The 26,606-nt window shown below is 74.9% G+C and carries 20 protein-coding genes and 2 pseudogenes; 10 read left to right on the top strand and 12 right to left on the bottom strand.

What is annotated here, in order from left to right; genetic code table 11:
- Positions 1 to 103 precede the first annotated feature (103 nt).
- From PV341_RS25970 to PV341_RS25945, 6 genes are all read right to left on the bottom strand, one after another.
- Positions 104 to 1,003 carry a UbiA prenyltransferase family protein gene (locus PV341_RS25970; RefSeq protein WP_500323749.1) on the bottom strand — a complete coding sequence of 300 codons (900 nt, stop codon included), beginning with the start codon at positions 1,001 to 1,003 and terminating at the stop codon, positions 104 to 106.
- The gene (locus PV341_RS25965) at positions 1,000 to 2,178 is read right to left on the bottom strand and encodes a PEP-utilizing enzyme (RefSeq protein ID WP_500359091.1); all 1,179 of its coding nucleotides are present in this window, start codon (positions 2,176 to 2,178) and stop codon (positions 1,000 to 1,002) included. Before PV341_RS25965 ends, PV341_RS25970 begins: the two co-directional genes overlap by 4 nt.
- Positions 2,088 to 3,614 (bottom strand): PEP/pyruvate-binding domain-containing protein, encoded by a 1,527-nt coding sequence (locus PV341_RS25960; protein WP_500359089.1) that lies wholly within the window; start codon positions 3,612 to 3,614, stop codon positions 2,088 to 2,090. The genes PV341_RS25965 and PV341_RS25960 overlap by 91 nt, the downstream gene beginning before the upstream one ends.
- An 8-nt stretch (positions 3,615 to 3,622) precedes the next feature.
- Positions 3,623 to 4,327, bottom strand: a complete 705-nt coding sequence (locus tag PV341_RS25955) for a methyltransferase family protein (RefSeq protein WP_500323751.1) — start codon at positions 4,325 to 4,327, stop codon at positions 3,623 to 3,625.
- Positions 4,324 to 5,241 carry an AfsA-related hotdog domain-containing protein gene (locus PV341_RS25950; protein WP_500323752.1) on the bottom strand — a complete coding sequence of 306 codons (918 nt, stop codon included), beginning with the start codon at positions 5,239 to 5,241 and terminating at the stop codon, positions 4,324 to 4,326. The genes PV341_RS25955 and PV341_RS25950 overlap by 4 nt, the downstream gene beginning before the upstream one ends.
- Positions 5,242 to 5,621: 380 nt before the next feature.
- The gene (locus tag PV341_RS25945) at positions 5,622 to 6,524 is read right to left on the bottom strand and encodes a metallophosphoesterase family protein (protein ID WP_500323753.1); all 903 of its coding nucleotides are present in this window, start codon (positions 6,522 to 6,524) and stop codon (positions 5,622 to 5,624) included.
- Positions 6,525 to 6,681: 157 nt separating this feature from the next.
- Between PV341_RS25945 and PV341_RS25940 the strand changes: the two genes are divergently transcribed.
- Entirely contained in the window at positions 6,682 to 7,959 is a 1,278-nt protein-coding gene (locus PV341_RS25940; protein ID WP_500323754.1) for a nucleotidyl transferase AbiEii/AbiGii toxin family protein, read from the top strand.
- A 303-nt stretch (positions 7,960 to 8,262) separates the two neighbouring features.
- Here the strand turns inward: PV341_RS25940 and PV341_RS25935 are convergent, their stop codons facing one another.
- Positions 8,263 to 9,708 (bottom strand): MFS transporter, encoded by a 1,446-nt coding sequence (locus PV341_RS25935; RefSeq protein WP_500323755.1) that lies wholly within the window; start codon positions 9,706 to 9,708, stop codon positions 8,263 to 8,265.
- 308 nt (positions 9,709 to 10,016) lie between these two features.
- On the opposite strand from PV341_RS25935, the gene PV341_RS25930 reads away from it, so the two are divergent.
- Complete coding sequence (locus PV341_RS25930) at positions 10,017 to 10,595, top strand: TetR/AcrR family transcriptional regulator (protein WP_499515095.1); 579 nt, start codon at positions 10,017 to 10,019, stop codon at positions 10,593 to 10,595.
- A 28-nt stretch (positions 10,596 to 10,623) separates the two neighbouring features.
- Here the strand turns inward: PV341_RS25930 and PV341_RS25925 are convergent, their stop codons facing one another.
- Together PV341_RS25925 and PV341_RS25920 are read right to left on the bottom strand one after the other, a co-directional pair.
- A complete protein-coding gene (locus PV341_RS25925; protein ID WP_500359088.1) occupies positions 10,624 to 11,163 on the bottom strand; it encodes a GNAT family N-acetyltransferase in 540 nt (179 codons plus the stop codon).
- 233 nt (positions 11,164 to 11,396) lie between these two features.
- Positions 11,397 to 12,077 carry a TetR/AcrR family transcriptional regulator gene (locus tag PV341_RS25920; protein ID WP_500323757.1) on the bottom strand — a complete coding sequence of 227 codons (681 nt, stop codon included), beginning with the start codon at positions 12,075 to 12,077 and terminating at the stop codon, positions 11,397 to 11,399.
- 72 nt (positions 12,078 to 12,149) lie between these two features.
- Here PV341_RS25920 and PV341_RS25915 point away from each other — a divergent pair, with 72 nt between their 5' ends.
- The 6 genes and pseudogenes from PV341_RS25915 to fusA all read left to right on the top strand — a co-directional run bounded on the left by PV341_RS25915 (position 12,150) and on the right by fusA (position 21,922).
- On the top strand, positions 12,150 to 13,259 hold the full coding sequence (locus PV341_RS25915; protein ID WP_500359087.1) for an FAD-dependent oxidoreductase: 1,110 nt from the start codon (positions 12,150 to 12,152) through the stop codon (positions 13,257 to 13,259).
- Between the two features lie 235 nt (positions 13,260 to 13,494).
- Positions 13,495 to 15,006, top strand: coding sequence for an NlpC/P60 family protein (locus PV341_RS25910; RefSeq protein WP_500323759.1), 1,512 nt, complete (start codon positions 13,495 to 13,497; stop codon positions 15,004 to 15,006).
- A 216-nt stretch (positions 15,007 to 15,222) separates the two neighbouring features.
- Positions 15,223 to 15,429, top strand: a pseudogene (locus tag PV341_RS25905) (helix-turn-helix domain-containing protein); the annotation flags it as partial.
- Positions 15,409 to 16,707, top strand: a pseudogene (locus tag PV341_RS25900) (nSTAND1 domain-containing NTPase); the annotation flags it as partial. The pseudogenes PV341_RS25905 and PV341_RS25900, both read left to right, overlap by 21 nt.
- A 294-nt stretch (positions 16,708 to 17,001) precedes the next feature.
- Positions 17,002 to 18,993 carry a WD40 repeat domain-containing protein gene (locus PV341_RS25895; RefSeq protein ID WP_500359090.1) on the top strand — a complete coding sequence of 664 codons (1,992 nt, stop codon included), beginning with the start codon at positions 17,002 to 17,004 and terminating at the stop codon, positions 18,991 to 18,993.
- Positions 18,994 to 19,906: 913 nt separating this feature from the next.
- A complete protein-coding gene (gene fusA, locus PV341_RS25890) occupies positions 19,907 to 21,922 on the top strand; it encodes an elongation factor G (protein ID WP_500359086.1) in 2,016 nt (671 codons plus the stop codon).
- A gap of 63 nt (positions 21,923 to 21,985) precedes the next feature.
- Here fusA and PV341_RS25885 read toward each other — a convergent pair whose 3' ends face one another.
- Positions 21,986 to 22,402 carry a hypothetical protein gene (locus tag PV341_RS25885; protein WP_499515101.1) on the bottom strand — a complete coding sequence of 139 codons (417 nt, stop codon included), beginning with the start codon at positions 22,400 to 22,402 and terminating at the stop codon, positions 21,986 to 21,988.
- 313 nt (positions 22,403 to 22,715) lie between these two features.
- Here PV341_RS25885 and PV341_RS25880 point away from each other — a divergent pair, with 313 nt between their 5' ends.
- Positions 22,716 to 23,810, top strand: a complete 1,095-nt coding sequence (locus PV341_RS25880; protein WP_500339075.1) for a mechanosensitive ion channel family protein — start codon at positions 22,716 to 22,718, stop codon at positions 23,808 to 23,810.
- Between the two features lie 70 nt (positions 23,811 to 23,880).
- Positions 23,881 to 24,747, top strand: a complete 867-nt coding sequence (locus PV341_RS25875) for a hypothetical protein (protein ID WP_500359084.1) — start codon at positions 23,881 to 23,883, stop codon at positions 24,745 to 24,747.
- Here PV341_RS25875 and PV341_RS25870 read toward each other — a convergent pair.
- Both PV341_RS25870 and PV341_RS25865 read right to left on the bottom strand, forming a co-directional pair.
- A complete protein-coding gene (locus PV341_RS25870; protein WP_500359083.1) occupies positions 24,732 to 25,838 on the bottom strand; it encodes an ADP-ribosylglycohydrolase family protein in 1,107 nt (368 codons plus the stop codon). The two genes, PV341_RS25875 and PV341_RS25870, sit on opposite strands and share 16 nt — an antisense overlap.
- Before the next feature lie 285 nt (positions 25,839 to 26,123).
- Positions 26,124 to 26,249 carry a hypothetical protein gene (locus PV341_RS25865; RefSeq protein WP_500339077.1) on the bottom strand — a complete coding sequence of 42 codons (126 nt, stop codon included), beginning with the start codon at positions 26,247 to 26,249 and terminating at the stop codon, positions 26,124 to 26,126.
- Positions 26,250 to 26,606: the final 357 nt, after the last annotated feature.

The following is a 26,606-nucleotide window of genomic DNA, read 5'->3' as shown; positions in this document are numbered from 1 at the left end:
GTGTGATGGCGGGGGCAGCCGGGCGCTGCCGAGCCCCGGAGGGCCGGCGGGACGCAGGGCAACTCCGCTCGGTGGCGGCGGAGTTGCCGGCCGCCAAGGGTCGTCATCGGGGGCCTCCGGGCGCCGCGGACTGGATGAGCAACGCCGAGGTGAGCAGGGCGGACAGGAAGCCGACGACGAAGGCCATCGCCGCGGGCACCGGCCAGGCCGCCGTGCGGTGGCGCAGGAAGCGCAGCGCCGCCATGACCGGCAGGGCGAGCAGGGCGCAGGGGAGCAGTGCCCGGGGGTCGCGCAGCAGGGCCGCGGCCAGCACGGTGGCGAGCACCGCCCAGCCCAGCGCCGTCAGGGCGCTGGGCACCGGGCCGATGACGCCCGAGTACGTCCGGGAGCCGGGCTCGGACCGCCAGCGGGTCTTGCGGGCGAACTCGAAGTGCAGGAAGACGCAGGCGGGGACGAGCAGCAGCGGCAGCGCGTGCCAGCGGGCCGGCACGGGCGTGGAGGCGGTCAGGGAGACGTAGACGTACACGCTGAGCAGCAGTTGCACCGGGTGGGTGACGGCGAGGTTGAGCAGGACGCCGTCCCGGAGGCGGGGGGACCACCGCTCCAGCACCACCAGCAGCCAGGAGTACGCGAGGCAGGCGGTGAGCGGGAGCAGCGACACCGGGGACAGCGCCGCGTTCAGCGTGACGAGGAGCAGCGCCACGGCGCCCATCGCGGACCGCAGTTGGGCGACGGTGACCGTGCCCCGCACCAGGGGGCGGTCCGGGTTGTGCGCACGGTCGTAGTCGAGGTCCTTCTGCTCGTCGACCACCCGCAGCCAGAAGAGCACCAGGACGGCCGAGGCGCAGCGCACCGCCGTGCCGGCGCCGGGGTGCCAGGGCGTGCGGGTCGCCGCCGCGGCGGCGGCCTCCAGCGACAGCACCCACAGCGTGGCGTAGGGGACGTACACGTACGGGGTGAAGACCTGGACGGTGAAACGGACGAGCGCGGTCGCCGTCCTCATCGGTCCCCCTCCCGGTCCGGCGGGGGCGCGAGGATCTTGACGCGCCCGGTGGAGCCGTCCATCTCGATGAGCGCGCCATCGGGGATGACGGTGGTGGCACCGGAGACGGCGACGACCGTGGGGATGGCGAACTTGCGGCCGGTGATGGCGGTGTGCGAGAGCAGCGTGCCGCGTTCCACGACCAGCCCGCGCGCGCCCAGCATGAGGAAGAGCCAGCCGGGGTCGGTCTCCCGGGCCACCAGGATCATGTCCGGGCACGGTTCGACGGGCCGCAACGGGTCGAGGACGACGCGGGCGGTGCCGCGGACGACCCCGCCGCTGGAGCCCAGCCCCGAGAGTTCGCCGTCGCCGTCGCCGTCGCCGTGCCCGCCGGAGGCGGAGGCGGTCGTCGCCGCCGGGCCGCCGGGGAGCCGGTCGCGGACCGGGCCCAGGGTGGTGAAGCCCGGCGGCAGGTCCGGCCCGGGGGCCTCGTACTCGGCGCGGCGGACGTCGGCGAGCGCCTGGAGGTTGCCGCTGACCCCGCTGCCGTCGTACCAGCCGAACAGTTCGTCCTGGGTGAGGTGGACGACGTCGCCGGGGTCGCGCAGCACCCCGCGCGCGTGCAGGTCCTCGCCCAGCGAGGCGAAGACCGCCTTGCTGTAGCCGAAGAGCTCGCTGCGGAAGTAACGGGAGTTCTCCCGGTGGGTGATGGCCCGGCGCAGGGCCGTCAGCAGCGCGCGCACCAGCCGCAGCCGGGGCGAGCGGGCGCCGAGCGCGGCGGCCAGCCGTTCCTCGGCCGCGGCGCGCACCCGTAGTTCGGCCGCGCGCAGGGCGGGCCCGTCGAGGCCGCCGGCGGCGTGCTCTCCGGCCATCCGCAGCAGCGTCCAGGGGGTGCTGCGGAGGTTGGGCCGTTCCATCTTCAGTTCGTGCAGGCCGCGGTCGCCGTAGCGGTCGAGGTGCTCCAGGGCGGCCGCCCGTGTTTCCCGCCCGTACGCGCCGTCCCGTACGGCACGCCAGAGCTCCGGGCCCGGCTCCGGGCCGGAGCGCAGGGCGGCGGACAGCCGCGGGTCCCGGCGTACGGCTCCGGCCAGCCGCAGCAGCGACATCACCGCCTCGCTGCTGCGGTTGGACTCGTCGCCGCAGAGCAGGTCGCTGAGGAGGCCGGGGCCCTCGTGCGGCGCCCAGCGCGCGAGCAGCCGGCCGGTGATGCCGGCGGTGGCGCCGAGCACGGAGTCGTTGAGGAGGGTGACGCCCCAGTGGTTGCCGGCCTGCCGCCACACCTCGCGGTGGTCCTGGATGCGGGCGCCGGGGCGGGGCCGCTGCCCTCGGCCAGGCCCATCATCGACTCCCACGAGGCGCGGAACCACGGGAAGACGGCGAGCCGGCCGTGCAGCCGGTACCAGGACTCCAGGTCGTAGTGGATCCGGTTGCGGTGCAGGCCGATCATGCGCTCGAGGTACGGCTCGTCGTCGTGGAGGGTCCGGGCCGGCACGCCCAGCCTGCGGTACAGGTCGTGGAAGATCGTGCGGTAGAACCGCTGCGCGAAGGAGTAGGTCAGCGCGGTGGTGGGTCCGGGGAAGCTCTCGGTGACGTTGGCGCTGCTCCACAGCCGGCGAAGCCGCAGGTCCACCGCGACCGGGCGGGACTGGACGAGGTGCACCCGTCCGTCGGCGGTGACGGCGCCCTCGACGTCCTGCGGCCGCCCGCCGAAGAGCTTCTGCACGGTGCGGCCGAGGGCCGCCAGTTCCCGTACGAGCGGGTCGTCGAGGACGGGGGCGTCGCGCAGTTCCGGCGGCACGGGCTGCGGCACCGGTCCGGCGTCGGGGCGCCGCGGGTCGGGGACGAGGCGTTCGGGCTTGGTGGCGACGACGCGCTCCAGCCGCTGCTCCGGGCCGCGCAGGAAGTAGTGGTCGACGCCGACCTTCTCCTGCACCACGCCTTCGCCCAGGCCCAGGCCCGCGGCGATCAGGGTGTCGGCGGCGCCCGTCCCCGGATCGCAGGTGAACATCACGAAGGAGCGTTCCGCCGGCACCATCCGCTGGACGCCGACGGCGACCGCGACGCCGCCGGTGCCGCCGGAGTCCACCGGCAGGCCGCGGGCGTGCCGGTAGAGCAGGGCCTCCGCGTTGTGCCCGGAGGCCCAGCAGGCCCGGACCCGGTCGACGAGCGCGGCGCGGCGCACCTGCAGGAAGCTGTCGCTGAGCCCCGCGAAGGGGTCCTCGGCGGAGTCCTCCCCGTGGACTCCCACGGTGCAGGCCCGTACGGCGGCCGGCGCGCCGGGGCCGATCACCTCGTCGAAGGCGGCGAGCAGCCGCCGTTCGGCCTCCGGCGGCAGGGGCGCGCCGGCGTACAGCTCGCGGATCCCGGCGGCCGCGGCCCGGACGGAGGCGGGGTCGGCGAAGTCCGTCGACCGCAGCAGGGCGTCGATGCGCGGGCGCAGCGGCCGGGTGAGGGCGCGGTGCCAGTCCGCGGGCAGGACGAAGAAGGCGGGCACGGTCAGTCCGGCCTCGCGCATCCGGGCGAGCCGCGCGAACTTGTACCCGCAGTCGTCGGCGGTCATCCGTTTCCCGTCCAGCAGCGGGACGAGGGCGTTGGGACGCCGGCGGGCGCGCCGGCCCCTGTCGTCGGTCACGGTCACGGTCACCACACCGCCGGGATCAGCCGCTTGCGGTGCCGGGCGTACGCGGCGTACCCGCGCAGGTCGGCCAAGGCCCGCTCCTCGGCGCGGATGCGCAGCACGACGGCGGGCAGCAGCAGCGCGAGGAACGCGGCCACGCTCAGCGGGTTGGCCAGGACCCCGACGAAGCCCGCGTGCGCCAGCACCATGCCGCTGTAGGCGGGGTGGCGCACCACCCGGTAGGGGCCGTCGGTCACGACCTCGTGGTCGCCGAGGGTGCGCACCTTGTGCGAGTAGAAGCGGCCGAGCCGGCGGATCGCGGCCAGGCGCAGCGCGGCACCGCAGACGAACACGGCCGTCGCGAACCACTGGCCGGGCCCCCAGCCCTGCCACCAGGGCGCCACGAAGAGGGCGGCGGCCACCACTGCGCCGCGGGCCGCCCCGTACCACTGCATGGTGCCGCGGTCGTCGCCGCCGCCGGCCCGCGGGGCGGCACGGAAGGTGACGCGCAGTTCGAGGAGGGTCCACAGCAGGTAGAGGCCGATCACCACGGCCTGGGCGCGGTGCCGGGGCTCGGACCAGTGGCCGCCCTCCCGGATCAGGGCCCAGCCCAGGGCCACCAGTCCGGCGGCGAACAGAGCGGGCGGGAAGAGACTCTCTAGGCGGGGGCGGCGCTCGTGCCGCGGCGGGGGTGCCGGGCGGGTGCCCGTCCCGGCATCCGGGGTCACCGGGTGCCTCCCGCGGAGGCGCCGCGCAGCCTGCGGTACGCGGCGGGGGACATCGCGTACCCGCTGAAGCGGGCCTCGCCGACCGGACCGCCGCTCGCGCTGAACCGGACGCGGACGTCACCGCCGCAGACCGGGGGCAGGGAGTCCGTCCACAGCCGGACCCGCTCGGCGCGGCGTACGGGACGGGCGGTGGCGGCGCGCAGCGAGGCCACGACGTAGCGGCGGTCGAAGTCCACCCGGCGTGACTGGTGGCCCAGCAGCGTCACGAACTGCCGTGCCGCCTCGGTGAGTTCGGTCAGCGATCGCAGCTCCACGCCGGTTCCGCGGGAGCGGGCGCGCAGATGGTGACCGCGGGGCGGGGAGAGCAACTCGGCGCTGTAGCCGCCGGGGCCGTGGTTGCGGTAGCCGGCGAGCAGGACGTTCTCGGGCCGGTGGCGGTGGACCAGTTCGGGGGCGACCATGGTGTCCCGGCGCGGCCCCCGGTCCTCGCCGGCCCGCGGTCCGGGCAGTCCCACGGCGCCCGGGCTCCCCGGGGCCGGGACGGCCACCGCGTGGATCCGTCCGTCGCAGACCGCGCGGTCCTGCTGCAGGCAGTGGACGCGCCACCCGCCGGGCGTCCCGGGCAGGGCACGTGCGGTGATCTCCACGGGGAGGTGCTTCTCGGTGAAGCGGCCGAACTCCAGCTCCAGTGCGTGGACCCGCCAGGCGGGACGGGAGTCCGCGTCCGCCCCGGCGATGCGCTCGACGAGTTCGGTGGCCCCGTCGATCAGCAGGGCCGCGGGCAGGTGGTCGAGGGGGTGGTCGAAGAAGAAGGGGTCCTGTTCGACCGTCCGCAGGCGGGCGGTCCAGGTCACCGCGGCGTCGCCGCCGCGGTGGGTGGCGCGCTCGTCCGTGGGTGCTTGTAAGACTGGCATCGGACAACAACTCCGTTGGTCTTCCCGGCGTTTCACCGTGCATGGGCAGGTTCGGTCGATCGGACCAGTTGTGTGTTGCGCGCTGGAGTCGACGCTACTACCCGTGGGTAATAACTCTCGGCGGGCCGGTCGGGGCGGGTGGATTCCGGCCACGGCCCGGCTCCGGCGTTACCGGGGGTCCGCCGTCGCGGTCACCGGGCGGACGGCGGCACGGGGTGCCGCGGGGCCCTGGGGCGTGCGAGGGTCAGCGTTTGCTGTTGCGAACAAAGTTGGCGTGATCCGGGTCCTCGAACAGGACCGAATTCCCCGGGGATTTCCCTTTCGTTCGCCGCGGCGGGTGTTCGCGCCGTGACGTGCGGTGAGGCCGAGTCCTCCGGGAGTCAGTTCCCGGGTGCGGTCCAGGCGTTCGGCCCGAGCCGGTCGATGATCGTACGGAGCTGCTCCCGGTCGAGCTCGTAGATCGTCTCGCCCGCCCTCGGGTCGCGTGCGTGGAGGGTGTGGAACAACGGCCCCCCGTGGGCGCCGATCTGGACCAGGGTGGCCGAGGCCCCCCGGACGGCGCGCTCGGTACCGGGCGGCGCGGTGAGGTCGACCCGCCCGACGACCCCCGGGGTCACCCACACCGGCACCGACTCCAGGTGCCCGGACAGCTGGAGGTGGAAGTGGCCGCACAGGATCAGCCGCACGTCCGTACCGCGGATCGCGTCGGCCAGCTCGCCGGCGTTCCGCAGTCCCAGCGCGTGCTGCACCTCGACGTCGAGCGCGATCGGCGGATGGTGCAGCACCAGCACACTGCCCATGGGGGCCGGGGTGGCCAGGACCTCGCGCAGCCAGTCGAGCTGGGCCCCGCCGAGCAGGCCGTACCCCATGCCCGGCACGAGCGAGTCCAGGGTGATGAAGCGGAAGCCGTCGACCAGGCTCACGGCCGCCCGCTCCCCGGCGGGCGAGGTGAGCATCGCCCGGGCGTGGTTGCCGCCCTCGGGGCGCAGGTGCCCGCTGCCCAGCGCCCGCGCGAAGGCGCGGCGCTCGTCGTGGTTGCCGGTGCTGTAGAACACCGGCGCCCGCCGCCGCAGGGCGAAGTCCCGGACGATGTCGCGCACGGAGATGTACGCGTCCAGCGACCCGTCGTCGGCGATGTCGCCGCTGATGACGATGACGTCGATGTCCGCGACCGGCTCCAGGTCGTTCAGCAGACCGCGCAGCGACTCCCTCGCGTTGACACCACCCGCCCTCGGCGCACCGAAGCGATCGAGATGGGTGTCGGAGAGATGCAGGATCCGCATTGCGCGTACGGTACTCGGCTCGCGGCGCGACGTCACCGATCATTGCGCCGCGCAACCGGACGGCGGCGCCGCGGAGCGGAACGGAGTTGCGGGGGGACGCGGCGGTTCGTGAGGCTTGGACCCGGCGACGGGAATCCGGAGAAGAGGGGGCCGCGCCATGGACCGTTCGTGGAAGCGCTTCGACTGGACGGCCACGGAGGTGCCGCAGGCGCCGCTCGACCACCGGCAACGGTTGCGGGCGGGCGTGCCGTTGACACTGCGGGCCGTCCAGGACGCGCGGGCCGTGCAGCGGCCGGTGTTCGACCCGGCGTTGCAGCAGTACCCCAACGCGTACCGTGCGGCCGACCCGCACTTCCCGGACGCCGGGGTGGAGGCGCGCTGGCTTGAGGCCCGCCGCCGGGCGACGGACCTCGTGCTCGCGGCCGTCGCGGACTCGCCGTGGGCGGAGCATCTGGTGCTGCGCGGCAGCAGGCTGCTGCGCGCCTGGTTCGGGGACGCCGCGCGGGAGCCCGGCGACCTGGACTTCGTCGTCGTTCCGCGGGAGTGGCGGATCGAGGAGCCGCGCACGACCGGGCTGTTCGAGGGCATCGCCCGCGCGGCCGGGCACGTCTCCGCGTCCGGGCCGGTACGGATCTCCGCCGCGGACGCGGTCGCGGAGGACATCTGGACGTACGACCGCGTGCCCGGGCGCCGGCTCGTCCTGCCCTGGACGGCGGACGGGCTGCCCGGCGGGATCGTCCAGCTCGACGTCGTCTTCAACGAGCGGCTGCCCACGCCGCCGGAGCGCTTCCCGCTCCCCGCCCTGTCGGCGGACGGCCCGCAGGCCGCGGTGCTCGGGGTCTCCCCGGAACTGTCGCTGGCGTGGAAGCTGATGTGGCTGGTCAGCGACAGGCATCCGCAGGGCAAGGACCTGTACGACGCGGTGCTGCTCGCCGAGTCCTGCCGGCTGCGGCCGGAGGTGCTGCGTGACGTCTTCCTCGACGCCGAGGGCTGGTACGCGCTGCACCCCGTCACCGCGGACGCGCTCGGGGACCTGGTGCCGGAGGTGGAGTGGCGGCACTTCGCGGCGGAGTACCCCCGGCTCGGCGGCGACGCGACCGCGTACGGCCGCCGCCTGACCACGGCCCTGGCCCCGACGTTCGACGCCGCCCCGCAGGGCGCCGCCCTGCGGGCCTGGTGGATGGCGCCCTGGCTCGCCGAGTACCGCGGCGTCCACGACCGCGAGGGCATGGCGGGTCTGCAGAAGCGGCTGGCCGCCGAGGTGGGTCCGCCGGTCGCCGTCGTCATCACCCGCCAGGTGCTCGGCCCCGGGCGGTGCAGCCCCGAGGACGCCCTCGCCATCATGCTGGCCGACCCGGCCTGGTCCCAGTGGGTCGAGATTTACGAGCGGCACCCGAAGTGGCGGCGTGAGCACCTGTCCGAACCGGGGGAGTGACGGCCGGCTCCCTACCCGGGGGCCGGTGGCCGGGGTAGGGCGCGTTGCGCGTCCGCGCTCTTGCCTGCGGCGGGCCGGGAGATCGGGGCCGGTTGGTGATCGCGGCCGCAGGCGGGTGCGGCTTCCGCCGTGACCGGTGAGGCCCGGCCCGCGGTGTGACGGGCGGTGGGCCGGGGCGAGGAGCGCCGCGAGGGTTGCCCATCAGGCGGCCGGGAACCGGAACCGGTCGATGACCGCGGCGGCAATGGCCGCGGGCGGGTGCGGCGGCCTGCGTGAGGTGCCGCACCCGCCCGAGGGTGTCCGTCAGCCGCGGGCGCCGGACGCCACGGGTTCGGCTTCCGCCGGGGCCGGCGCGGTCGCGGCCGCGGCGTGGCGGGCGGTGGCGCGGTGGACCGGGACGAGGAGCGCGGCCAGGGCCGCCGCCAGGCAGAGCACCGACAGCAGGCTGAACGCGTGGGTGTAGCCGGAGGCGTAGGGCAGGCCGGAGGGCTGGAGCCGGCTGGTGACCAGCACGCTGGTGACCGCGGCGCCGATGGAACCGCCGATCGTGCGGATGTTGGCGTTCATGCCGCTCGCGGCGCCGGTCTGCTCGGCCGGGACGCTGCGCACGATCAGGTTGGCCATCGAGGCGAAGGCGAGGCCGATGCCGAGGCCGAAGACGCCGGCCGCGAAGGCCACCTGCCACTGCTGGTCGTGCCAGGCGGCGAGGAAGCCGCAGGCCACCGCGCCCAGCGCGGCACCCGCCGTGAGCAGGCGCTTCGCGCCGACCACGGGCTCCAGGCGGCCGCTGAGGACGCCGGAGAGGAACATCGCCACCAGCATCGGCAGCATCAGCAGCCCGGCCCCCGTCACGCTGGCGCCGAAGCCGTATCCCGCGGCGCTCGGGGTCTGGGCGAAGCCGGGGAGGAAGGACCAGATCGAGTACATGCCCGCGCCGAAGAGGAGACCAGCGGCGTTGGTGGTCCACACGGCGCGCAGCCGCATGATGCGCAGGTCGATCAGGGGGTGGCGGGAACGGGCCTCGGCCGTCAGCCACAGGGCGAACAGGACGACCGCGGCGGCGAACAGGACGAGGGCGCGGCCGGAGGTCCAGCCCCATTGGGTGGCCTGGCTGAGCGGCAGCAGCAGGGCCACGAGCCAGCCCGACAGGAGGACGGCGCCGAGCCAGTTGACGCGTCCCTCGGCCCGGCTCGGGGACTCGGGCACGTAACGGAAGGCGATCAGCGCGGTGATCGCGACGACGCCGACGGGCAGCCAGAACAGCCAGCGGTAGTCGAGCGCCGAGACGATCGGGCCGGCCGCCACGATGCCGACGCCGCCGCCCGCGGCGATGACGGCGGACAGGTTGCTGATGCTCGGGCCCACCTCGCTCGCGGTGAACTCGTCCCGGATGATCCCGAAGGACAGCGGGAACAGTGCGCCGCCGATGCCCTGGATGACGCGGGCGATGATCAGTACGCCGATGGACGGCGCGAGCGCGGCGAGCAGGCAGCCGAGCGTCAGGACCACCAGGACGGCGACGAGGGTGCGCTTCTTGCCGACCAGGTCGCCGACCCGGCCGAGGATGGGGGTGAAGACCGAGGCCGACAGCAGGTAGGCCGTCATCACCCAGGTCGCGGTGGACTGCGAGGTGTGCAGGGCGTGCTGGACGGTCGGCAGGGCCGGCGCGATCAGCGACTGGAGCATGGAGAACACGCCCGCACCGGTCGCGAGGACCGCGAAGGTGAGGCGGGTGGACTTGCGTGGCATGGAAAGCCTCTCCGATTCCGAACGGGGGCGTGGCCGGGACCGTCCGGCCGTGGTCGTACGGGCCGCGTGGGCAGCCTGGGGACGGCGACCGGGCGCGGCGGCCGCCGGGGAAAGCCTGGGAACAGTCGGGGGACGGGCGATGCGCCGACGCAGGGCCCGTGGAAGGGGTCACGCCGGGGCGCGTACGCCTGACCGCCGCGTGCCGGGCACGCGGCGACGGGAACGACACCCCGACTGGTAAAGTGGAGGTATGCCTCCACTGTAGCGGAGGCTACCCTCCACTTCAAACTTCCGGTCAGGAGGCAGCAGTGACGGCCGACACGTTCCCCGTCAGCGCGATCGTCGCGTCCCAGCGCCCGCACCGCAGGGACGCGGCGCGCAACTACGACGCCCTGCTCGCGGCCGCCCGCGAGGCCTTCGCCGAGAACGGCGCCGAGGCCTCGCTGGAGGACATCGCCCGTCGCGCGGGCGTGGGCATCGCCACCCTCTACCGGAACTTCCCCACGCGGCGGCACCTCTTCGAGTCCGTCTACGCGGACGAGGTCAACGACCTGTGCCGGGTCGCCCAGGAGGTCGCCGACCGCGAGCCGTGGGAGGCGCTCACCTCCTGGCTGGGCCGCTTCGTCGACTACACCGTGACCAAGCGCGCCATCCGCGAGGCCCTCAACAACGAGTCCGACGTCTTCCTGGCCTGCCGCGACTCCATGTTCCAGGCCGGCGGCCCGCTCTTCGACCGCGCCCAGCAGGCCGGCGAGGCACGCGCCGACATCTCCTTCGACGACCTGCTCCGCATGGTCTCCGGCATCTCCGCGACGCACTTCGCGGACGACGCCCAGCGCGACCGCATCCTCTCCGTCGCCCTCGACGGCGTCCGCGTCCGCCGCTGAACCGCGGCGGACGCGCCGCAGGCGCCGGTCAGCCGCCCGGTCGCGGCGCGGCGTAGGCGCGGACGGCCACCCGCCGGTCCGGGCCCCACCGCTGCTCGACGGTGGCCAGCAGCGTCCATCCCAGCCGCTCGTACAGGGCGGCCGCGGCCGTGTCCGACGCGACGACGTCGAGCACCGGGTGCAGTCCGCGCAGCCGCGCCTCCTCGACGGCCGCGGCCATCAGCAGGGCCCCGATGCCGTGGCCGCGGGCCCCCGGCGCGACGAACAGCCGGCCCACGACCGCGGCCGGTCCGGCGGCCACGCCCTCGCGCGCGCTCCACAGCCCCGGCGCGGCGTCGCTCCCGCTGCCCGCCCCGAGGCCGACGTGACCCACGACGACACCGTCCGACTCGGCGACCCACGCGGCGAGGGATGCCGCCCCGGAGATCCACGCGGCCGGTGCGGCGGGCCAGTCGACCGGGTAGCCGTCCCGGTCGTGGACCGCGGCGAGCACCCGCACGCACGCGTCGAGGTCGCCCTCCTCCCGCCGCCGGACCCGGATCGCCGCACCTGCCGTCGCCTCGTCCACCCGGGAATGCAACCACAGGTCGCCTGTCGCGCGGGCAACGGGAAACCGCCCGGAAACCCCTGGGCGGTGGCGGCCGGGTCGCCCGGGAGTGGCACGGCGAGATCAAGACAAGTGCCCGCCGTGACGCGGGCGGCGGCTCCCCGGCGCGGGCAATCCACCCCATTCCCGGAGGACTTCGTGCACACGACCCGCACGCGAACCCACGCCCTGCGTGGACCCGCTTCGGCCGCGCGTCACTTCGACATGCGGGCCTCAATGCCGTCGAGCAGGAAGTCGAGGCCGATTCGGAAGGTGTGGTCGGCGTCCAGGTGGGCGGCATCGCGCACCACCGTGGCCAGCGCGGGGAATCGGCCGGTGGCGAAGGTCCGCTCCAGATAGGGCCCGAGTGAGGCCTGCCAACGCGCCTCGTCCATCCCGGTGGCCCGCTCCGCGCGCCGCTCGGCGACCTCACGGCGCACCGCGCCGATCGCGTACGCGTTGACCGCGGCGACCACCGGCATGACGGCGTCCACGTCGACCCCGCCCAGTGCGGCCACCACGGTCTCCCCACTGGCCAGCGCGTGCGGCCCGAGCTGGGGTCGGCCACCCAGGAGGTCGGCGAGCCATTCGTGCTCGTGGGCGGCGTGCCGGGTGGCTTCGGCAAGGGACCGGAGCACCTCCCGCCAGCCGTCCCCGGCCGGCCGGATCTCGGCGTGGACGGCGTCGACCATGAGGTCGAGCAACTCCTCCTTGCTCGCGATGTAGCCGTACAGCCGCATCGGACGGACGTCCAGTGCGGTGGCGACCTTGCGCAGCGACACCGCGTCCAGGCCCTCCGCGTCGGCCAGTTGGATCGCCGCCCGCACGATCCGCTCCCGGCTCAACGGGGCCGGCACAGGTCGATTCGGTGGCTCCGGCCTCTCCCACACCAACATGCCGCTCACCATACATCGCCTCGGACCGATACAGTGTATCGGTCAGTACGGTGTATCGAAGGAGAAGCGGCCATGACCATCGCCATCGTCGGAGCCGGCCTCGGCGGCCTGGCTCTCGCCCGTGTGCTGCACGTGAACGGCATGGATTGCGTCGTGTACGAACGAGAGTCGTCACGCGGTGCGCGCGGTCAGGGCGGCATACTCGACATCCACTCCGGCCAGCGGGCGCTGCGCGAGGCCGGTCTGATCGACCGGTTCCACGCGATCGCCCGTGGTGAAGGCCAGGACATGCGTCTTCTCGAGCCGGACGGCACCCTGCTGCTCCAGGAGGACACGCCCGACGACGCCCCGCTCGCGCGACCCGAGGTCGACCGCGCCGATCTGCGCGACCTGCTGCTGGATTCCCTCCCCGACGACGTGGTGCGCTGGGGGCACGCGTTCACGTCCGCCGACAACGGCCTGCTGCACTTCGCCGACGGCAGCAGCGCGACGTATGACCTGCTGGTCGGCGCGGACGGCGCGCAGTCCCGCGTCCGCCCGCTGCTCACCGACGCCCGCCCGGCGCACATAGGCCAGAACGTCGTCGAGGTCGGCATCCCCGACATCGACCGCACGCACCCCGACCTCGCGGCGATGGTCGGGCGCGGCAACTACTGGGTGCTCGGCAACGGACTGTCCCTGGCGGCGCAGCGCAACGGCGACGGCCGCGTCCGCATCGGCCTCAGTTTCTACAACACCCCCGAGGACTGGTTCGCCACCAGCGGGATCCCGTTCGACGACCCGGCCGCCGCGCGGGCGCGGCTGATCGACCTGCTCCCCGGCTGGGACCCGCGGTTCACCGCGCTGATCGCGGCCTGCGACGACACGGTCGTCCCGAGGTCGATCAGCACCCTCCCGGTCGGCCTGACCTGGCCGTCGACGCCGGACGTCACGCTGGTCGGCGATGCCGCGCACCTGATGCCGCCGGTGGGGGAGGGCGCCAACATGGCGCTGCTCGACGGCGCCCTGCTCGGTCTCGCGCTGGCCGCGCACCCGGACGACTTCCCCGCCGCCGTCAGGGAGTACGAGCGCGAGATGTTCGAACGCACCGGCGCTGCCGCCCGGATGTCCGCGGACATCCAGGAACTGCTGATGTCGCCGGACGCCGGCAAGAAGATGCTCGCGTTCTTCCAACCCGGCTGAACGCGACCGCATACGCGGTTGTACGGCCCGACCGCCCTCCGCGCGTTCGGACAGCGCCTCCCCGAGATCCGGCCGGTCCGGCGCGGCCGACCCCGCCCACCAGGGGTTCTCCGGCCGGGAGGCGAAGAGGAAACGGGAAACCCCTGGTGCCGGCGGTCCGTCAGGGGTCACCGTGAGGGCCGACACGCGACCGAGGGCGGCGCCGGGCGCCGCCCCGTCTTTGGGGGAAGACCGCATGAGAGCACGACGCTGGGGAGGCGGGCTGGTCGCCGCCGTGGTGACCGCCCTGCTCCTCGCGCTCGTCCCGGCCGCCGCCGCCCGCGCGGCCGGGACCGGGGAGCAGAACTGGTGCAGCCTGCAGGGCATCGCCTCCGACGAGGCGCACCGGGCCGCGGACGCGGCCTGCCAGGAGTGGCGCAACCGCACGCTGTACACCTGGGGCGGCGGGCACGGCCCCGCGCCCGGCGCCAGTTACGGCACCATCGACATCCACGACCTGGAAGAGACCTGGAACGACCCGTACACCCGCGGCTTCGACTGCTCGGGGTTCGTCCGCTGGGCCTGGTACAAGGCCGTCGGGTGGGACATCCTCGGCGGCGGCACCGCCAAGTCGATGTACCAGAGTGCCGGGCGCACCTACCAGGCGGTGCACGGCAGCGGGGGCGGCAAGCCGGCCGTCTCCGACCTGGAGCCGGGGGACATCGTGTTCACCGGGGTCGGCGGCACGGTTGACAGCATCAGCCACGTGATGCTCTACCTCGGCGGCGGCTACGTCGTGGAGGCGTACCAGTCGCAGCACCCCGTCCGGGTGATCGACATCAACGCGCGCATCGACAACAACCGCCTGGTCGGGGTGGCGCGCATGCCGCAGGGCAGCCCCTTCACGGAGCCGCCCGGCTACGACGGCAGCCTCCAGGTCACCTGGGGCACCGACGTGGCCGTACGGCAGCACCCCAACAAGGCGGCGGCACTGGTGACCCGGCTGTCCGGGCCGGACCTGGTGTACGCCACGTGCCAGCAGCACGGGGAGACCGTCACCGCCGAGGGCTACACCAACGACGCCTGGACGTACCTGTCCAACCGCGGCGGCTGGATCAGCAACATCTACCTGAGGGGGCCGGCCTGGCTGCCCGAGGTGCCCGCCTGCACCGGCTCCGCCTACGACCCGCAGACCGGTTCCGGGGGCGGCGGCGACATCTCGCAGGGCGGCGCCTACAGCACCTGGGGCACCGGCGTGGCGGTCCGCTCGGAACCGTCCACGACCACCGGCACCACGGTGGCCCGGCTGGCCGGCCCGACGAGCGTCGCCGTGAGCTGCCAGACGCACGCGCAGACCGTGACGTCCGAGGGGTACACCAACGACGCCTGGTCCTACCTGCCGCAGTACGGCGGCTGGGTCACCAACATCTACATGCGCGGCGACGCCTGGCTGGCCGGGGTCCCCGCCTGCGACGGCAAGGGCACCTCCACGCCGGCCGGGGCGAGCCCGTACGGCACATGGGGCACCGGCGTGGCGGTCCACGCCTACCCGGCCACCGGGTCCGCCGTGGTGGTCCGGCTCGCCGGTCCGACCAACGTCGCGGTGTCCTGCCAGAAGCACGCGGAGTCGGTGACGGCCGAGGGCTACACCAACGACGCCTGGTCGTACCTGCCGGAGTACCAGGGCTGGATCAGCAACATCTACATGCGCGGCGACGCCTGGCTGTCCGGTGTGCCGAGCTGCGGCGCCCCGGGCGGCGCGATCTGAGCGACCCCGGTCCGCCACGGCCGGCGTGGTCCCACCGCTCACGGGGGCGGTGGGGCCCGTCGGCCCGTGGCCATTTCTCGACCGTGCGCACCCCTTCGCCCGCGACCCTGGGAACCACGCCCCGCCCCGCGCACTCCTCACCTTCCGACGGGCACGCCGGTCAGGCGGCCGGGGACAGGGGACGGCGCCCTCCGCGCCGTACGCGGCGGGGACGGGATGGACCGGACACCACACAGGCCGACCGAGCCCTTCGGCCCGGCACTGCGCGAACTGCGCCTGGAGCGCGGCCTGTCGCTGTCGGCGCTGGCCCGGCGCACCCACTACAGCAAGGGGTACCTGAGCAAGATCGAGACGGGCGGCAAGCCGGTCAACGCCGACGTCGCCCGGCGCTGCGACGAGGCGCTGGAGGCCGGCGGGACACTGCTCGCCCTGCTGCCGCCCGAGTCCGGGCCGCGAAGTACCCGGCTGTCAGGGGCCGATGACGAGGCGTCGCCCTGCCCCTATCCCGGGCTGTCCGCCTACGGCACCGAGGACGCGGGGCGCTTCTTCGGCCGCGAACGCGCCGTCGCGGACCTGGTGGAACGCCTCGGACGACGGGCCGGCCAGGGCCCGCTGGCCGTGGTCGCCCCCTCCGGGGCCGGGAAGTCCTCGCTGCTGCGGGCCGGGCTGCTCCCCGCCCTGGCCGACGGCCCGTACGGCCGGTGGCCGGTCGCCTTCTGCACCCCCACCGCGCGGCCCCTGGACTCCCTCGGGCACGCGCTGGAGCAGGCCCTGGAGCCTGCCGCGGGCGGAACGCCGCAGGACCCGGGTGAACAGGGGCCGCCCTCCGCGCGTGCCGCCGTCCTCGTCGCCGCGCCGCGCGGAGGATGCGTCGTCGTGGTGGACCAGTTCGAGGAGACGTTCACGCTCTGCGAGGACGAGGCCGAGCGGCGCTCCTTCATCGCCGCCCTCACCGGGCTCGCCGCGACCGGTGACGCCCTCGTCGTCCTCGGGATCCGGGCCGACGTCACCGGACGCTGCCTGGAGTACCCCGCGCTGGTCCCCGTCATCAGCGACGGGCTGTTCGCGCTGGGCGCGATGAGCCCGGACGAGCTGCGCGAATGCATCGTGCGCCCGGCGCGCGAGGAGGGCACCGAGCTCGAACCGGGACTGGTGGAGGTCCTGCTGCGGGACCTGGGCGCTGCGGAGTCGCCGGACTCCCCGGGGCACCCGGCGGGTGCCGTCCGGCCCGGCGGCGACCCCGGCGCGCTGCCGTTGCTCGCGCACGCCCTGATGGCCACCTGGCGGCAGCGCACGAGCCGCACCATGACCGTCCAGGGCTACCTCGCAGCGGGCGGCATCCACGGCTCCGTCGCCACCGCCGCCGAGGCGCTGTTCACCGCCCTGTCCCCGGCCGAGCAACTGGCCGCCCGCAGGATGCTGCTGCGGCTGGTCCGTGTCGGCGAGGACAACGAGCAGTCGCGGCGCCCCCGCGACACCGCCGACCTGCTGGACGGGCTGCCGGACACCGCCGCGGCCCGCACCGCGCTCGACTCCTTCGTCGCCGCGCGCCTGCTGACCGTCGGCACCGACCACGTCGAGATCGTCCACGAGGCGCTGCTGCGGGCCTGGCCGCGCCTGCGCACCTGGATCCACGCCGCCCGCGCCGACCTCCTGCTGCACCAGCAACTCGCCGCGGCCGCCCGCGAATGGGAACGCGAGGGCCGCGACCCCGCGCTGCTCCACCGCGGCGCACGACTGGCCGCCGCCCGCGAGTGGGCCGCGGGCCCCGGCCGTCGCGACGGCGAACTCAGCCCCGTGGAGGCGGACTTCCTCGCCGCGGCCGCCCACGAGGAGGACCTGCGGCGCACCCTCGTACGGCGCCGGGCCCGGCAGCAGCGGACCGGGCTGGTCGTGCTCGCCGTCCTGCTGGTGCTGGCGGTACTGGCGGGCGGCGTCGCCGTCGAGCAGCGCCTCGGCGCCGACCGGCAGCGCGCCACGGCGCTCTCCCAGGCGATGGCCGCCCGCTCCGCCGAACTGGCCGCCGGGCGGCCGGAGGCCGCGATGCTGCTGGCCGAGGCCGCCTACCGCACCGCCCCCACCACCGAGGCCCGCAGCGCCCTGCTCAGCACGCAGGCCAACGCCTTCGCCGGGCGGCTGACCGGCCACACGGCCGCCGTGAACGCCGTGGTGTTCTCCCCGGACGGCCGGCTGCTGGCGTCGGCGGGCTCCGACCGGACGGTACGGCTGTGGGACGTCGCCGGACGGACCGCGGCGGGCGTCCTCACCGGCCACCGCGGGCCCGTCCGGTCGGTCGCCTTCTCGCCGGACGGCCGGCTGCTCGCCTCGGCGAGCTCCGACGGCACCCTGCGGCTGTGGTCCGTACCGGAGCGCCGGACGGTCGCCGTGCTGACCGAACATCAAGGACCCGTACGCGCCGTGGCATTCGCACCCGACGGCCGCACGCTGGCCTCGGCCGGAGCCGACGGCACCGTACGGCTGTGGGACGCCGCGACCGGACGCCGGAAGGCCGTCCTCACCGGGCACACCGACGAGGTCCTCGCGCTGGCCTACCGCCCCGGCGGCCGGACGCTCGCCTCCGCGGGCGCCGACCGCACGGTGCGCCTGTGGGACACCCGGACCCGCCGGAGCACGACCGTGCTGCGCGACCACAGCGGCGACGTGCTCGCCCTCGCCTTCAGCCCGGACGGACGCACCCTCGCCAGCGGCGGCGCCGACCGCACCGTGCGCCTGCGGGACGTCGCCGCGCCGCGCCGCACCACCACCCTCGCCGGGCACGACGACGACGTGAACGGGCTCGCCTTCGGGCCCGGCGGCCACACGGTCGTCTCCGCGGGCGGCGACGGCACCGTCATCCGCTGGGACGTCCACACCCACCTGCCCGTCGAGACCCTCACCGGCCACACCGACTACGTGCTGTCCGTCGCCGTGGCCGCCCACGGCGACCTCCTCGCCACCGCGGGCTTCGACCGCACCGTCGTCCTGTGGGACCTCAGCCGCAGCACGCTGGGCGCCTCACCCGTCACCGAGGTGTGGAAGGCCGCCTACGCCCCCGACGGGCGCACCCTGGCCTCGGCCGGCGGCGACGGCACCGTACGGGTCTGGGACATGGCGCGCCACGCCCCCGCGTCCACCCTCACCGGGCACAGCGGCCCCGTCTACGACGTCGCCTTCAGCCCCGACGGCCGGCTGCTCGCCTCCGCGGGCGCCGACCGCACCGTACGGCTGTGGGACACCCGGACCCGGCGGAGCCGCGCCATATTGCGCGGCCACGACGGCGCCGTCTTCGCGCTCGCCTTCAGCCCCGACGGGCACACCCTCGCGACCGGCGGCGCCGACCGCACGGTGCGCCTGTGGGACACCGCGACCGGGCGCCGCGCGGCCACCCTCACCGGGCACACCGACTTCGTGAACTGCCTCGCCTTCAGCCGCGACGGCCGACTGCTGGCCAGCGGCAGCGACGACCTGACGCTCCGCCTGTGGCATCCCGCGACGGGGCGCCGCGCGGCCGTCCTGACCGGTCACACCGGTTCCGTGCGCGGCGTCGCCTTCGCCCCGGACGGCCGGACCCTCGCCAGCGGCGGCAACGACGGCACCGTCCGCCTGTGGGACGTCCCGCGGGCCCGCGCCGCAGGGGTCCTCACCAGCCACACCGGGTCCGTCCGGGGCGTCGCCTTCTCACCCGACGGCCGCACCCTCGCCAGCAGCGGCAACGACCGCACCGTACGGCTGTGGGACCCGGCGGCACGGAGCCTGACCGCCACCCTCACCGGGCACACCCGCGCCGCGTGGAGCGTCGCCTTCAGCCCCGACGGCGCGACCGTGGCCAGCGCCGGCAATGACGGCACCATCCGCCTCTGGGACCCGGACGTCCGCCACCGCACCGCCGTGCTCTGTCGCCTCGCCGGCCCCTCCGTCCCGGCCCGCTGGCGGCACCTGCTGCCCGGCTACGCCTGGCCGGGCGCCTGCGGTTCGTCCAGCGGCTGAGCTCCGGGTGACTCCCGAGGGCCGGCCTCCCGGCATGAGGCGGCCCAACCGGCAGGTGGGCCTTTCCGGTTCGTCCTGGCCCGTCACGGCGGCGGCGCGGGCCGCGTGGCTCCCGGTCGGCGCACGCCGTCCAGGCTGCGGACCGTGTCCGTGCGGAGTGGTCGTACCGGCACGCTGCTCCCCGCGTCTGTGGCGGTGAAGCCGGGGGAAGGGTTCCGCCGGGCCGGGACCCGGACGGAGCATGCGTGCGGGTGCCGGTGGCGGTGGGGGCCTGACCGTCCTGGGCCCGCCGCAACGGCGGTGGCGCGGGGGCGAAGCCTGCGTCCGAGGGGCCCGCGCAGCGGGCCCTGATGGCCTTCCGTCAGGTAGCGCGCGGCCCGTGGCGGCACAACTCCGCAGGGCGCGTGAAGCCCGCTCGATCCGCACCCGTCGCCGGGCGGTACCGGTCCTCGACCGAGTGCACGGGTCGCGCACGCCCTCTCGTACCGCTGCTCACGGTCCGCACGCGCCGATGTCGTGGCACCGGTAACCGTCGGGGGCGCGACGATGCGGCGGCAGCGGGGACGGTTCAGGCCTCCCCGGAAAAACCCGGTGCCCCCGTCGCGTCCCGCTCACTACACTCGCGTTGATCGCGCGCCGCCCGACACCGTGGCGCGCTCCGTGACGAACGAAGGGAGCCCGGCCGTGCGTTGCCGCACCGCAGCCGTCGTGCCCCCGTCACGCCACGAGGTGATCCTGGTGTCTTCGCAGGCCCGGTGCCCGCTGCGCGGCCGGCACCGGAAGTCCGCGACGACCATCTGACCCCCTGCACCGGCGCAGCCGGGGCCGACGGCCGGGTACGCCCTGCCGCACACGGGGGCATCGCGGGAATCGCGCCGCCCACTGTTCGGATCACCCGAAAGGCCACCGGGCCATGCGCACCGTCAATCCGCTGACCGCCGTCCGCAACCTGGGCATCCTCGCCCACGTCGACGCGGGCAAGACCACCGTCACCGAACGGATCCTCTACCTCACCGGCGCCACCCACAAGCGCGGCGAGGTACACGACGGCACGACCGTCACCGACTTCGACCCGCAGGAGCGCGACCGCGGCATCACCATCTTCGCCGCCGCCGTGAGCTGCGACTGGGACGGCCACCGGCTCAACCTGATCGACACCCCGGGCCACGTCGACTTCTCCGACGAGGTGGAGCGCTCCCTGCGCGTCCTGGACGGTGCGGTCGCCGTCTTCGACGCCGTCGCGGGCGTGGAGCCGCAGAGCGAGTCGGTGTGGCGGCGGGCCGACCGGCACGGCGTGCCGCGGATCGCGTTCGTCAACAAGCTGGACCGCGCCGGCGCCGACCTCGACGCCGCCGTCGGTTCGCTGCGCGAGCGGCTGCACACCGTGCCGCTCGTCGTCCAGCTGCCGATCGGGCGTGAGGACGGCTTCACGGGCGTCGTGGACCTGCTGCGCATGCGCGCCCTGGTGTGGGCCGACGGCCACGGCACGTACGCCGAGGGCCCGGTGCCGGAGGACTTGCGCGAGGAGGCGCTGCGGCGCCGCCGTGTGCTGGAGGAGACGGTGGCGGAGCTGCACGCGGCCGCGTTCGAGGAGTTCTGCGAACGGTCGGTGCTGACGGAGGCGACGCTGCGCTCCGCGCTGCGCGACCTGACGCTGTCGGGCGACGGCGTCGTGGTGCTGTGCGGCTCGGCGTACCGCAACCGCGGGATCGAACCGCTCCTGGAGGCCGTCGTCGACTACCTGCCGTCGCCGCTGGACGTCCCGGCGGTGCGCCAGGCGGCCGACCCTGCGGCGCCGTTCGCGGCGCTGGTGTTCAAGGTGAACGTCACCGCCACCGGGCGGCTGACCTACCTGCGGGTGTACGAGGGGACGATCAGGAAGGGGGACGCCGTGCTGGACACGCGCGCCGGACGCACCGAGCGGATCGGCCGGATCCTGCGGGTGCAGGCCGACCGGCACGTCGACGTCGACGCCGCGGTCGCCGGGGACATCGTCGCGGTGGTCGGGGTCAAGTCCGCCGCCGCGGGCGCGACCCTGTGCGCCCCGGGGGCACCCCTGGTCCTCGAACCGCCGTCCGTGGCCGAGCCCGTCGTCTTCGTCGCGGTCGAGGCCGCCCGCAACACCGACACCGACCGCCTGGCCGTGGCCCTGGCCCGGCTGGCCGAGGAGGACCCCTCGCTGGCCGTGCGGACCGACCCCGAGACGGGGCAGACCGTCCTGTCCGGCATGGGCGAACTGCACCTGGAGGTAGCGGTGGAGAAGATCCGCCGAGAGCGGGGGCTGGACGTCCGCGTCGGACGGCCGCAGGTCGCCTACCGGGAGACGCTCGTGCGCGGCGTGTCGGGGCTGGTCTTCCGGCACGTCAAACAGGAGGGCGGTGCGGGGCAGTTCGCGCACGTCGTCCTGGACGTCGAGCCGTACGGGGAGGCCGCGTTCGCGTTCGTCTCGACGGTCGTCGGCGGGCGGGTGCCGAAGGAGTTCGTCCGCGCGGTCGAGGCCGGCTGCCGGGACGCCCTCGCCGAGGGCCCCCTCGGCGGCCACCCCGTCACGGGCGTGCGGGTCACCCTGACCGACGGCGCCACGCACTCCCGCGACTCCTCCGAGACGGCCTTCCGCACCGCGGGCCGCCTCGGGCTGCGGGAGGCGCTGCGCAGCGGCGTCATGGCCCTGCTCGAACCGGTCGTCGAGCTCACGGTCACCGTCCCCGACGCCGCCGTGGGCACCGTCCTCGGCGACCTCGCCGCTCGCCGTGGCCGCGTCACGGGCTCGACGACGCGCTCCGGCACGGCGGTCGTCACGGCGACGGTGCCGCTGGCCGAACTGTTCGGCTACGCGACCCGCCTGCGCAGCCGTACGCAGGGCCGCGGCACCTTCACCGCCCGCCCCGCCGGGTACGCCCCGGCCCCCGCGGGCAGGGTGACCCGGTAGCGGGCGCGCCCGGCCCCGCCCCCACGTCCGTGTGGGGGTGGGGCCGGACCGCGTCCGGTCTGCTCACCCCTCCGCCATGAGGGCCTCGTTGACGGCCGCCACGCGCGCGTGGAGCGGGCCCTCGCGCACGATGTCGTCCCCGAGCCCCCGGCGGTGCGGCGCCACGTCGATGACGGTGACCAGGGTGTCGCCGAACCCGATCACCGCCCACCAGTCCTGTCCGGCCGCCCGGACACGCCACGTCGCCTTGACCCACCTCCCGGTGTCGGTCCGCACCTCCGCGGAGACCAGCTCCCAGGTCGCGGGGTCGAAGGCGAGGAGCGCCTCGACGGGTGCTCCGCGGCGCTCCAGGCGCTCGGTCACGTGCGGACCGCGCGCGGTGAGCCGTACGGGCTCGCGCAGCACGTGCCGCACCCGTGCGAAGAGCGCCGCGGGGCCGGTGGCCACGTGGAAGCGGGCGGTGTCGAAGCGTGGTGCCAAGGGGGAGTCCTCACCGGGAACGCCGCGACCGCCGGAGGGCGATGGGCATCGTGACCAGGAAGGATACCGGCGCACCCGCCTGCGGCGCGTCCGGCCGCGGCGACCTTGGCGGGATCGGGCCGCCGGGGTGGGGGCCGTATGCGGACGGCGTCGCCGCTGCGGCAGGATGTGTCACCTCGCGCCTGGACAATGCCTGTTCGGCGCGACTCTCTCGAGCATCCCCCGAACGTCCCCGAACGATGAGGCGACCAGTGACGACACACCACCCCCCGCGCCCCGTGCGTGAATCCGTACGCACGTGGGGAGGCGACCGGTGAACCGCGCCCTCACGCTGCACGACCTGATCGTCGCCGGTGCCGCGATCGCCGCCGGTGCCCTGGCGGGGCTGCTGCTGCGGCTGGCCCTGAAGTGGCTGGGCGAGCGGGCCAGGTCGACGAGGTGGGGCGGTGACGACATCGTCGTCGCCGCCCTGCGCACCGTCGTGCCGTGGGCCGCGCTGGCGTCGGGCGCCTGGGTGGCCGCCGCGGCGCTGCCACTGACCCGCATCGTCGACCGGACCGTCAACCAGGTGCTCGTGGCGGTGCTGATCCTGGCGGCCACGGTCGCCGCGGGCCGCATGGTCGCCGAGACGGTCCGGTCGCTGGCGCTGGCCCGGTCCGGGGTCGCGGCCTCCGCGACGATCTTCGTCAACATCACCCGTGTCGTCGTGCTGGGGATGGGCTTCCTGGTCCTGCTGCAGACCCTGGGCATCTCCGTCACGCCCCTGATCACCGCCCTCGGCGTCGGCGGTCTCGCCGTCGCCCTGGCCCTGCAGGACACCCTCGCCAACCTCTTCGCGGGCGTCCACATCCTTGCGTCCAAGACCGTGCAGCCCGGGGACTACATACGCCTCAGCAGCGGCGAGGAGGGCTACGTCGTCGACATCAACTGGCGCAACACCGTGGTGCGCCAGCTGTCGGACAACCTGGTGATCATCCCCAACGCCAAGCTCGCGAGCGCGATCGCCACCAACTTCCACCAGCCCGAGCAGCAGATGTCGCTCATCGTCCAGGCGGGCGTGGGCTACGGCAACGACCTCGAGCACGTGGAGCGGGTGACCATCGAGGTCGCGGGCGAGGTCATGGCCCACGTCGAGGGCGGCATCCCCGAGCACGAGACGGTCGTCCGCTTCCACACCTTCGGCGAGTCGCGGATCGACTTCTCGGTGATCCTGCGGACGTCGGAGTACGGGGAGCAGTACCGGATCAAGCACGAGTTCATCAAGCGCCTTCACCGCCGCTACCAGGAGGAGGGCATCGAGATCTCCTTCCCGACGCGGAACGTGGTGCTGCGTCAGGAGCAGCCCGACGCGATAACGCTGCCGCACCAGCGCACGGTCCCGGCGCCGGACCCCACCCCCGGCGGCTGACGGCCGCCCGCCGGGCACGCACTTCGGTGCGTGCCCGGCGGACTTCCTCCCCCTAAGACAGGACGGGCCGATGTACATCCTCCACCTCGTCGACCGGCCCTGCGACGAAGCGGTGGCCGCTGCCCTGGCGCGGGTCTTCGGCGTGCCGACGAGCGAGGTCGACATCGCCGCCGACGGCGTGATCGAGCGCAACTGGGAGGCGCTGGTGTCGTGCACCACCGGGGAGCGGTTCGGTGACGTGGCGCTCGCGCTGGACATCTACGTCATGGCCGCCGCTGCGGACCGGCCCGCCGAGCACACCCTGGCCGCCGAGCTCGCGGCGCTGCTGGGCACGGCCGTGTTCTTCTCGGCGGAGGGCGTCCGGCCCAGTGCCTGCTGGGTCGCGACCCCGAACGGAGCCGTGGCGCGGGCCAGGGCGGGCGACACCGACGAGCCGGGCGAATTCATCGTGGCCGCGGTGGAGGCGCCGGTGGCCCCACTGCCGCACGTTCGGGTCATGCGCATCCCGGAAGCCGTCTGGGACCTGGAGGTGGCCACTCCCATCGCCGACGCCTTCCGGGAGCGGCCGGCGGGGGAGTGGGAGTGGCGTGCGGGCGACCGCCTGGCGGCGTGGGAGATGCTCGTCCGGATGATGGCCGACGGGTGGCGGCCCGCGGGATGGTGCCCGGCCGACCTCTACGGCTGGCGCCTTGAGGCCCGCGACGAACTCGCGGAAGCCGCAGCCGCGCTGCCGTCGGAGGCCGCGGAACCGCTCCGGAACGCGCCGGCCGAGCTGGACCGGCTGTTCGTGGCGCACACCGTCGAGGACCCGGAACACCTCCTCGCCCGGGAGATCGCGGCCGGCGGCGACACGGGCGGGCGGAACTGGTGGTGGTACCGGCGGCCGGAGCCGCTGCCCTGGGACGAAAGCCTGCGGCCCCGTCACCAGCCGGGGTAGCGGTCCCGCCAGTGGGGGTCCCAGCCCGGTACGTACTCGCTGCCGCTCGGGCCGTCGAGGTTCTCGGCGACGAGGTCGCGGGCCAGGGTGTCGACGACCCACACCAGTTCGTGGCGGCTCACCACGTCCACCGGGAAGGCCTCGAAGCCGTGCGCCGCGCCGAGGAAGGCGCCGGTCACGGTGGCGACGGACTCGCCCTCCGGCGAGGCGGCCGCGAAGCGCAGCGCCGCGACGAGGTCCGCGCGGTCCGGGAAGGACGCGGCGGCGTAGAGGCCGCCCAGGAGCGCCGAGGGCGCGGTGGCGTCGGGGGCGAGCCGGGCGAGGCGGGCCGGGTCGGCGGGGTGTGCGACGACCCCGTCCAACACGGCCCGCAGACGGGCGTGTTCGTCATCGGTGATGACCGCGGCCCGCTCGGAGGCCCGCAGCGCCGTCAGGCCGCCTTCGAGGGCGCCTCGTATGTCCTCCCCGGCCAGGAGGTGCCGGGCCAGGACCGTCGCATGGGACGTGGCGGCCTGCGCGCCGGGGTCCCCATGGGTGAGCGCGGCGACGTCGCGGGCGTGCGCGTCCCAGCTCTTGACCGCCGCCGGCTCGCCGAGGGCGGCGATGGGCAGGGTGCGGCCGAGCGCGTGCCAGCCGCGGCTGGTCGTCGTGGGCTTGTCCACGGTGCCCTGCTCCGGCCGGGACAGCGCCTTGACGGTCGCCGGCGCCGCACCGCGCCGCTCCGCCAGCACGGGGATCCCGGCCAGCCAGCCGGAGGGCCAGCCCGCGCCCGTCCACGTGCCCCAGTGCTCGGTCAGCCGGTCGCGGTCGATGCCCTGGATCGCGGCCCAGCGGCAGTACGCGTGCCAGAGCACGGACGGGGGATGGCAGATGCCCTTGTGGCTTCCGCGGACCAGGGCGCGGATGGAGCCCTCGACGGTGAAGCAGGCCAACTGGGTGCAGACGCCGGCGCGCAGCGGCCCCGTGCCGGGCAGCGTGCCGCGTGCCGCCCCCGTGGTCTCGCCGAGGGCCAGCCCGATGAGCATGCCGCGCACGCGCGAGGTGGTGCGTCCGCGATCGGCTTTGTCCCGGTCCTCGTTCGCTGGGCTCAAGACGGCGTCCCTTCCTCGGATTCCGGCAGGTGGCAGGGGCCAGACCCTATCGGGAGCGCCAAAGGCGACGGAGTAGTTGAGCGTGGCCGAGTAGGTGGCGGCGCCGAGGGCGCGGAAATCGAGATGGCCTCGCGGCTATGCGAGCCGATGCTCCTGGCCCTCGGTGTCCTCGCGGTCCGCGGGCGCGCGCGTCAAGCGGTGATGCAGCACAGCGGCCCGGCTCCCCTCGGTGGGGTTCCGGGCCGCTGTGCTGCGCCGTGGCGCGTGTCGGCCGAAGTGCAGCGGCTACCACCAGATGACGACGTATCCGGGGCCGCCGTTCTCGCCGCCGGCGTCCGGGCCGACGCCGCGTGCGCCGCCTGAGCCGCCGATGCCTGCACCCGGCGGCGCCGGCTGGATGATGCCGTCCACTGCCGGACGGCCTCCCTGGGCACCGGGCCCACCCGGGGCGACGCCCGAGCCGTCTCCGCCGTTGGCGCCTTGTCGGACTGTGCCCTGGCCAGGACAGAAGGCCGTGCCGCCAGCGCCACCGTTGAGGTGTGACCCGAATACGCCGCCGTTGGCAGTCACGACGTCGCCGAGGCCGTTGTCCACCGTGCTGGGTGTGCCCAGATCGCCGGGGAAGGACGGGGGTGCGCCCGAGCCTCCCGTGCCGACGTCCACCGCGACTGGTGTGCCCGGCTGGACGGGAAGGACGCACCAAGCGAAGCCTCCGGCGCCGCCACCGGATCCACTGTTGTTAACGTCGCCTCCACCACCGCCCCCGCC

The organism is Streptomyces sp. PA03-1a (assembly GCF_033792805.1).
Taxonomy (GTDB): Bacteria; Actinomycetota; Actinomycetes; order Streptomycetales; family Streptomycetaceae; genus Actinacidiphila.
Note: the sequence above shows the minus strand (reverse complement) of the source record. Positions and strands in the feature narration are given on the sequence as shown.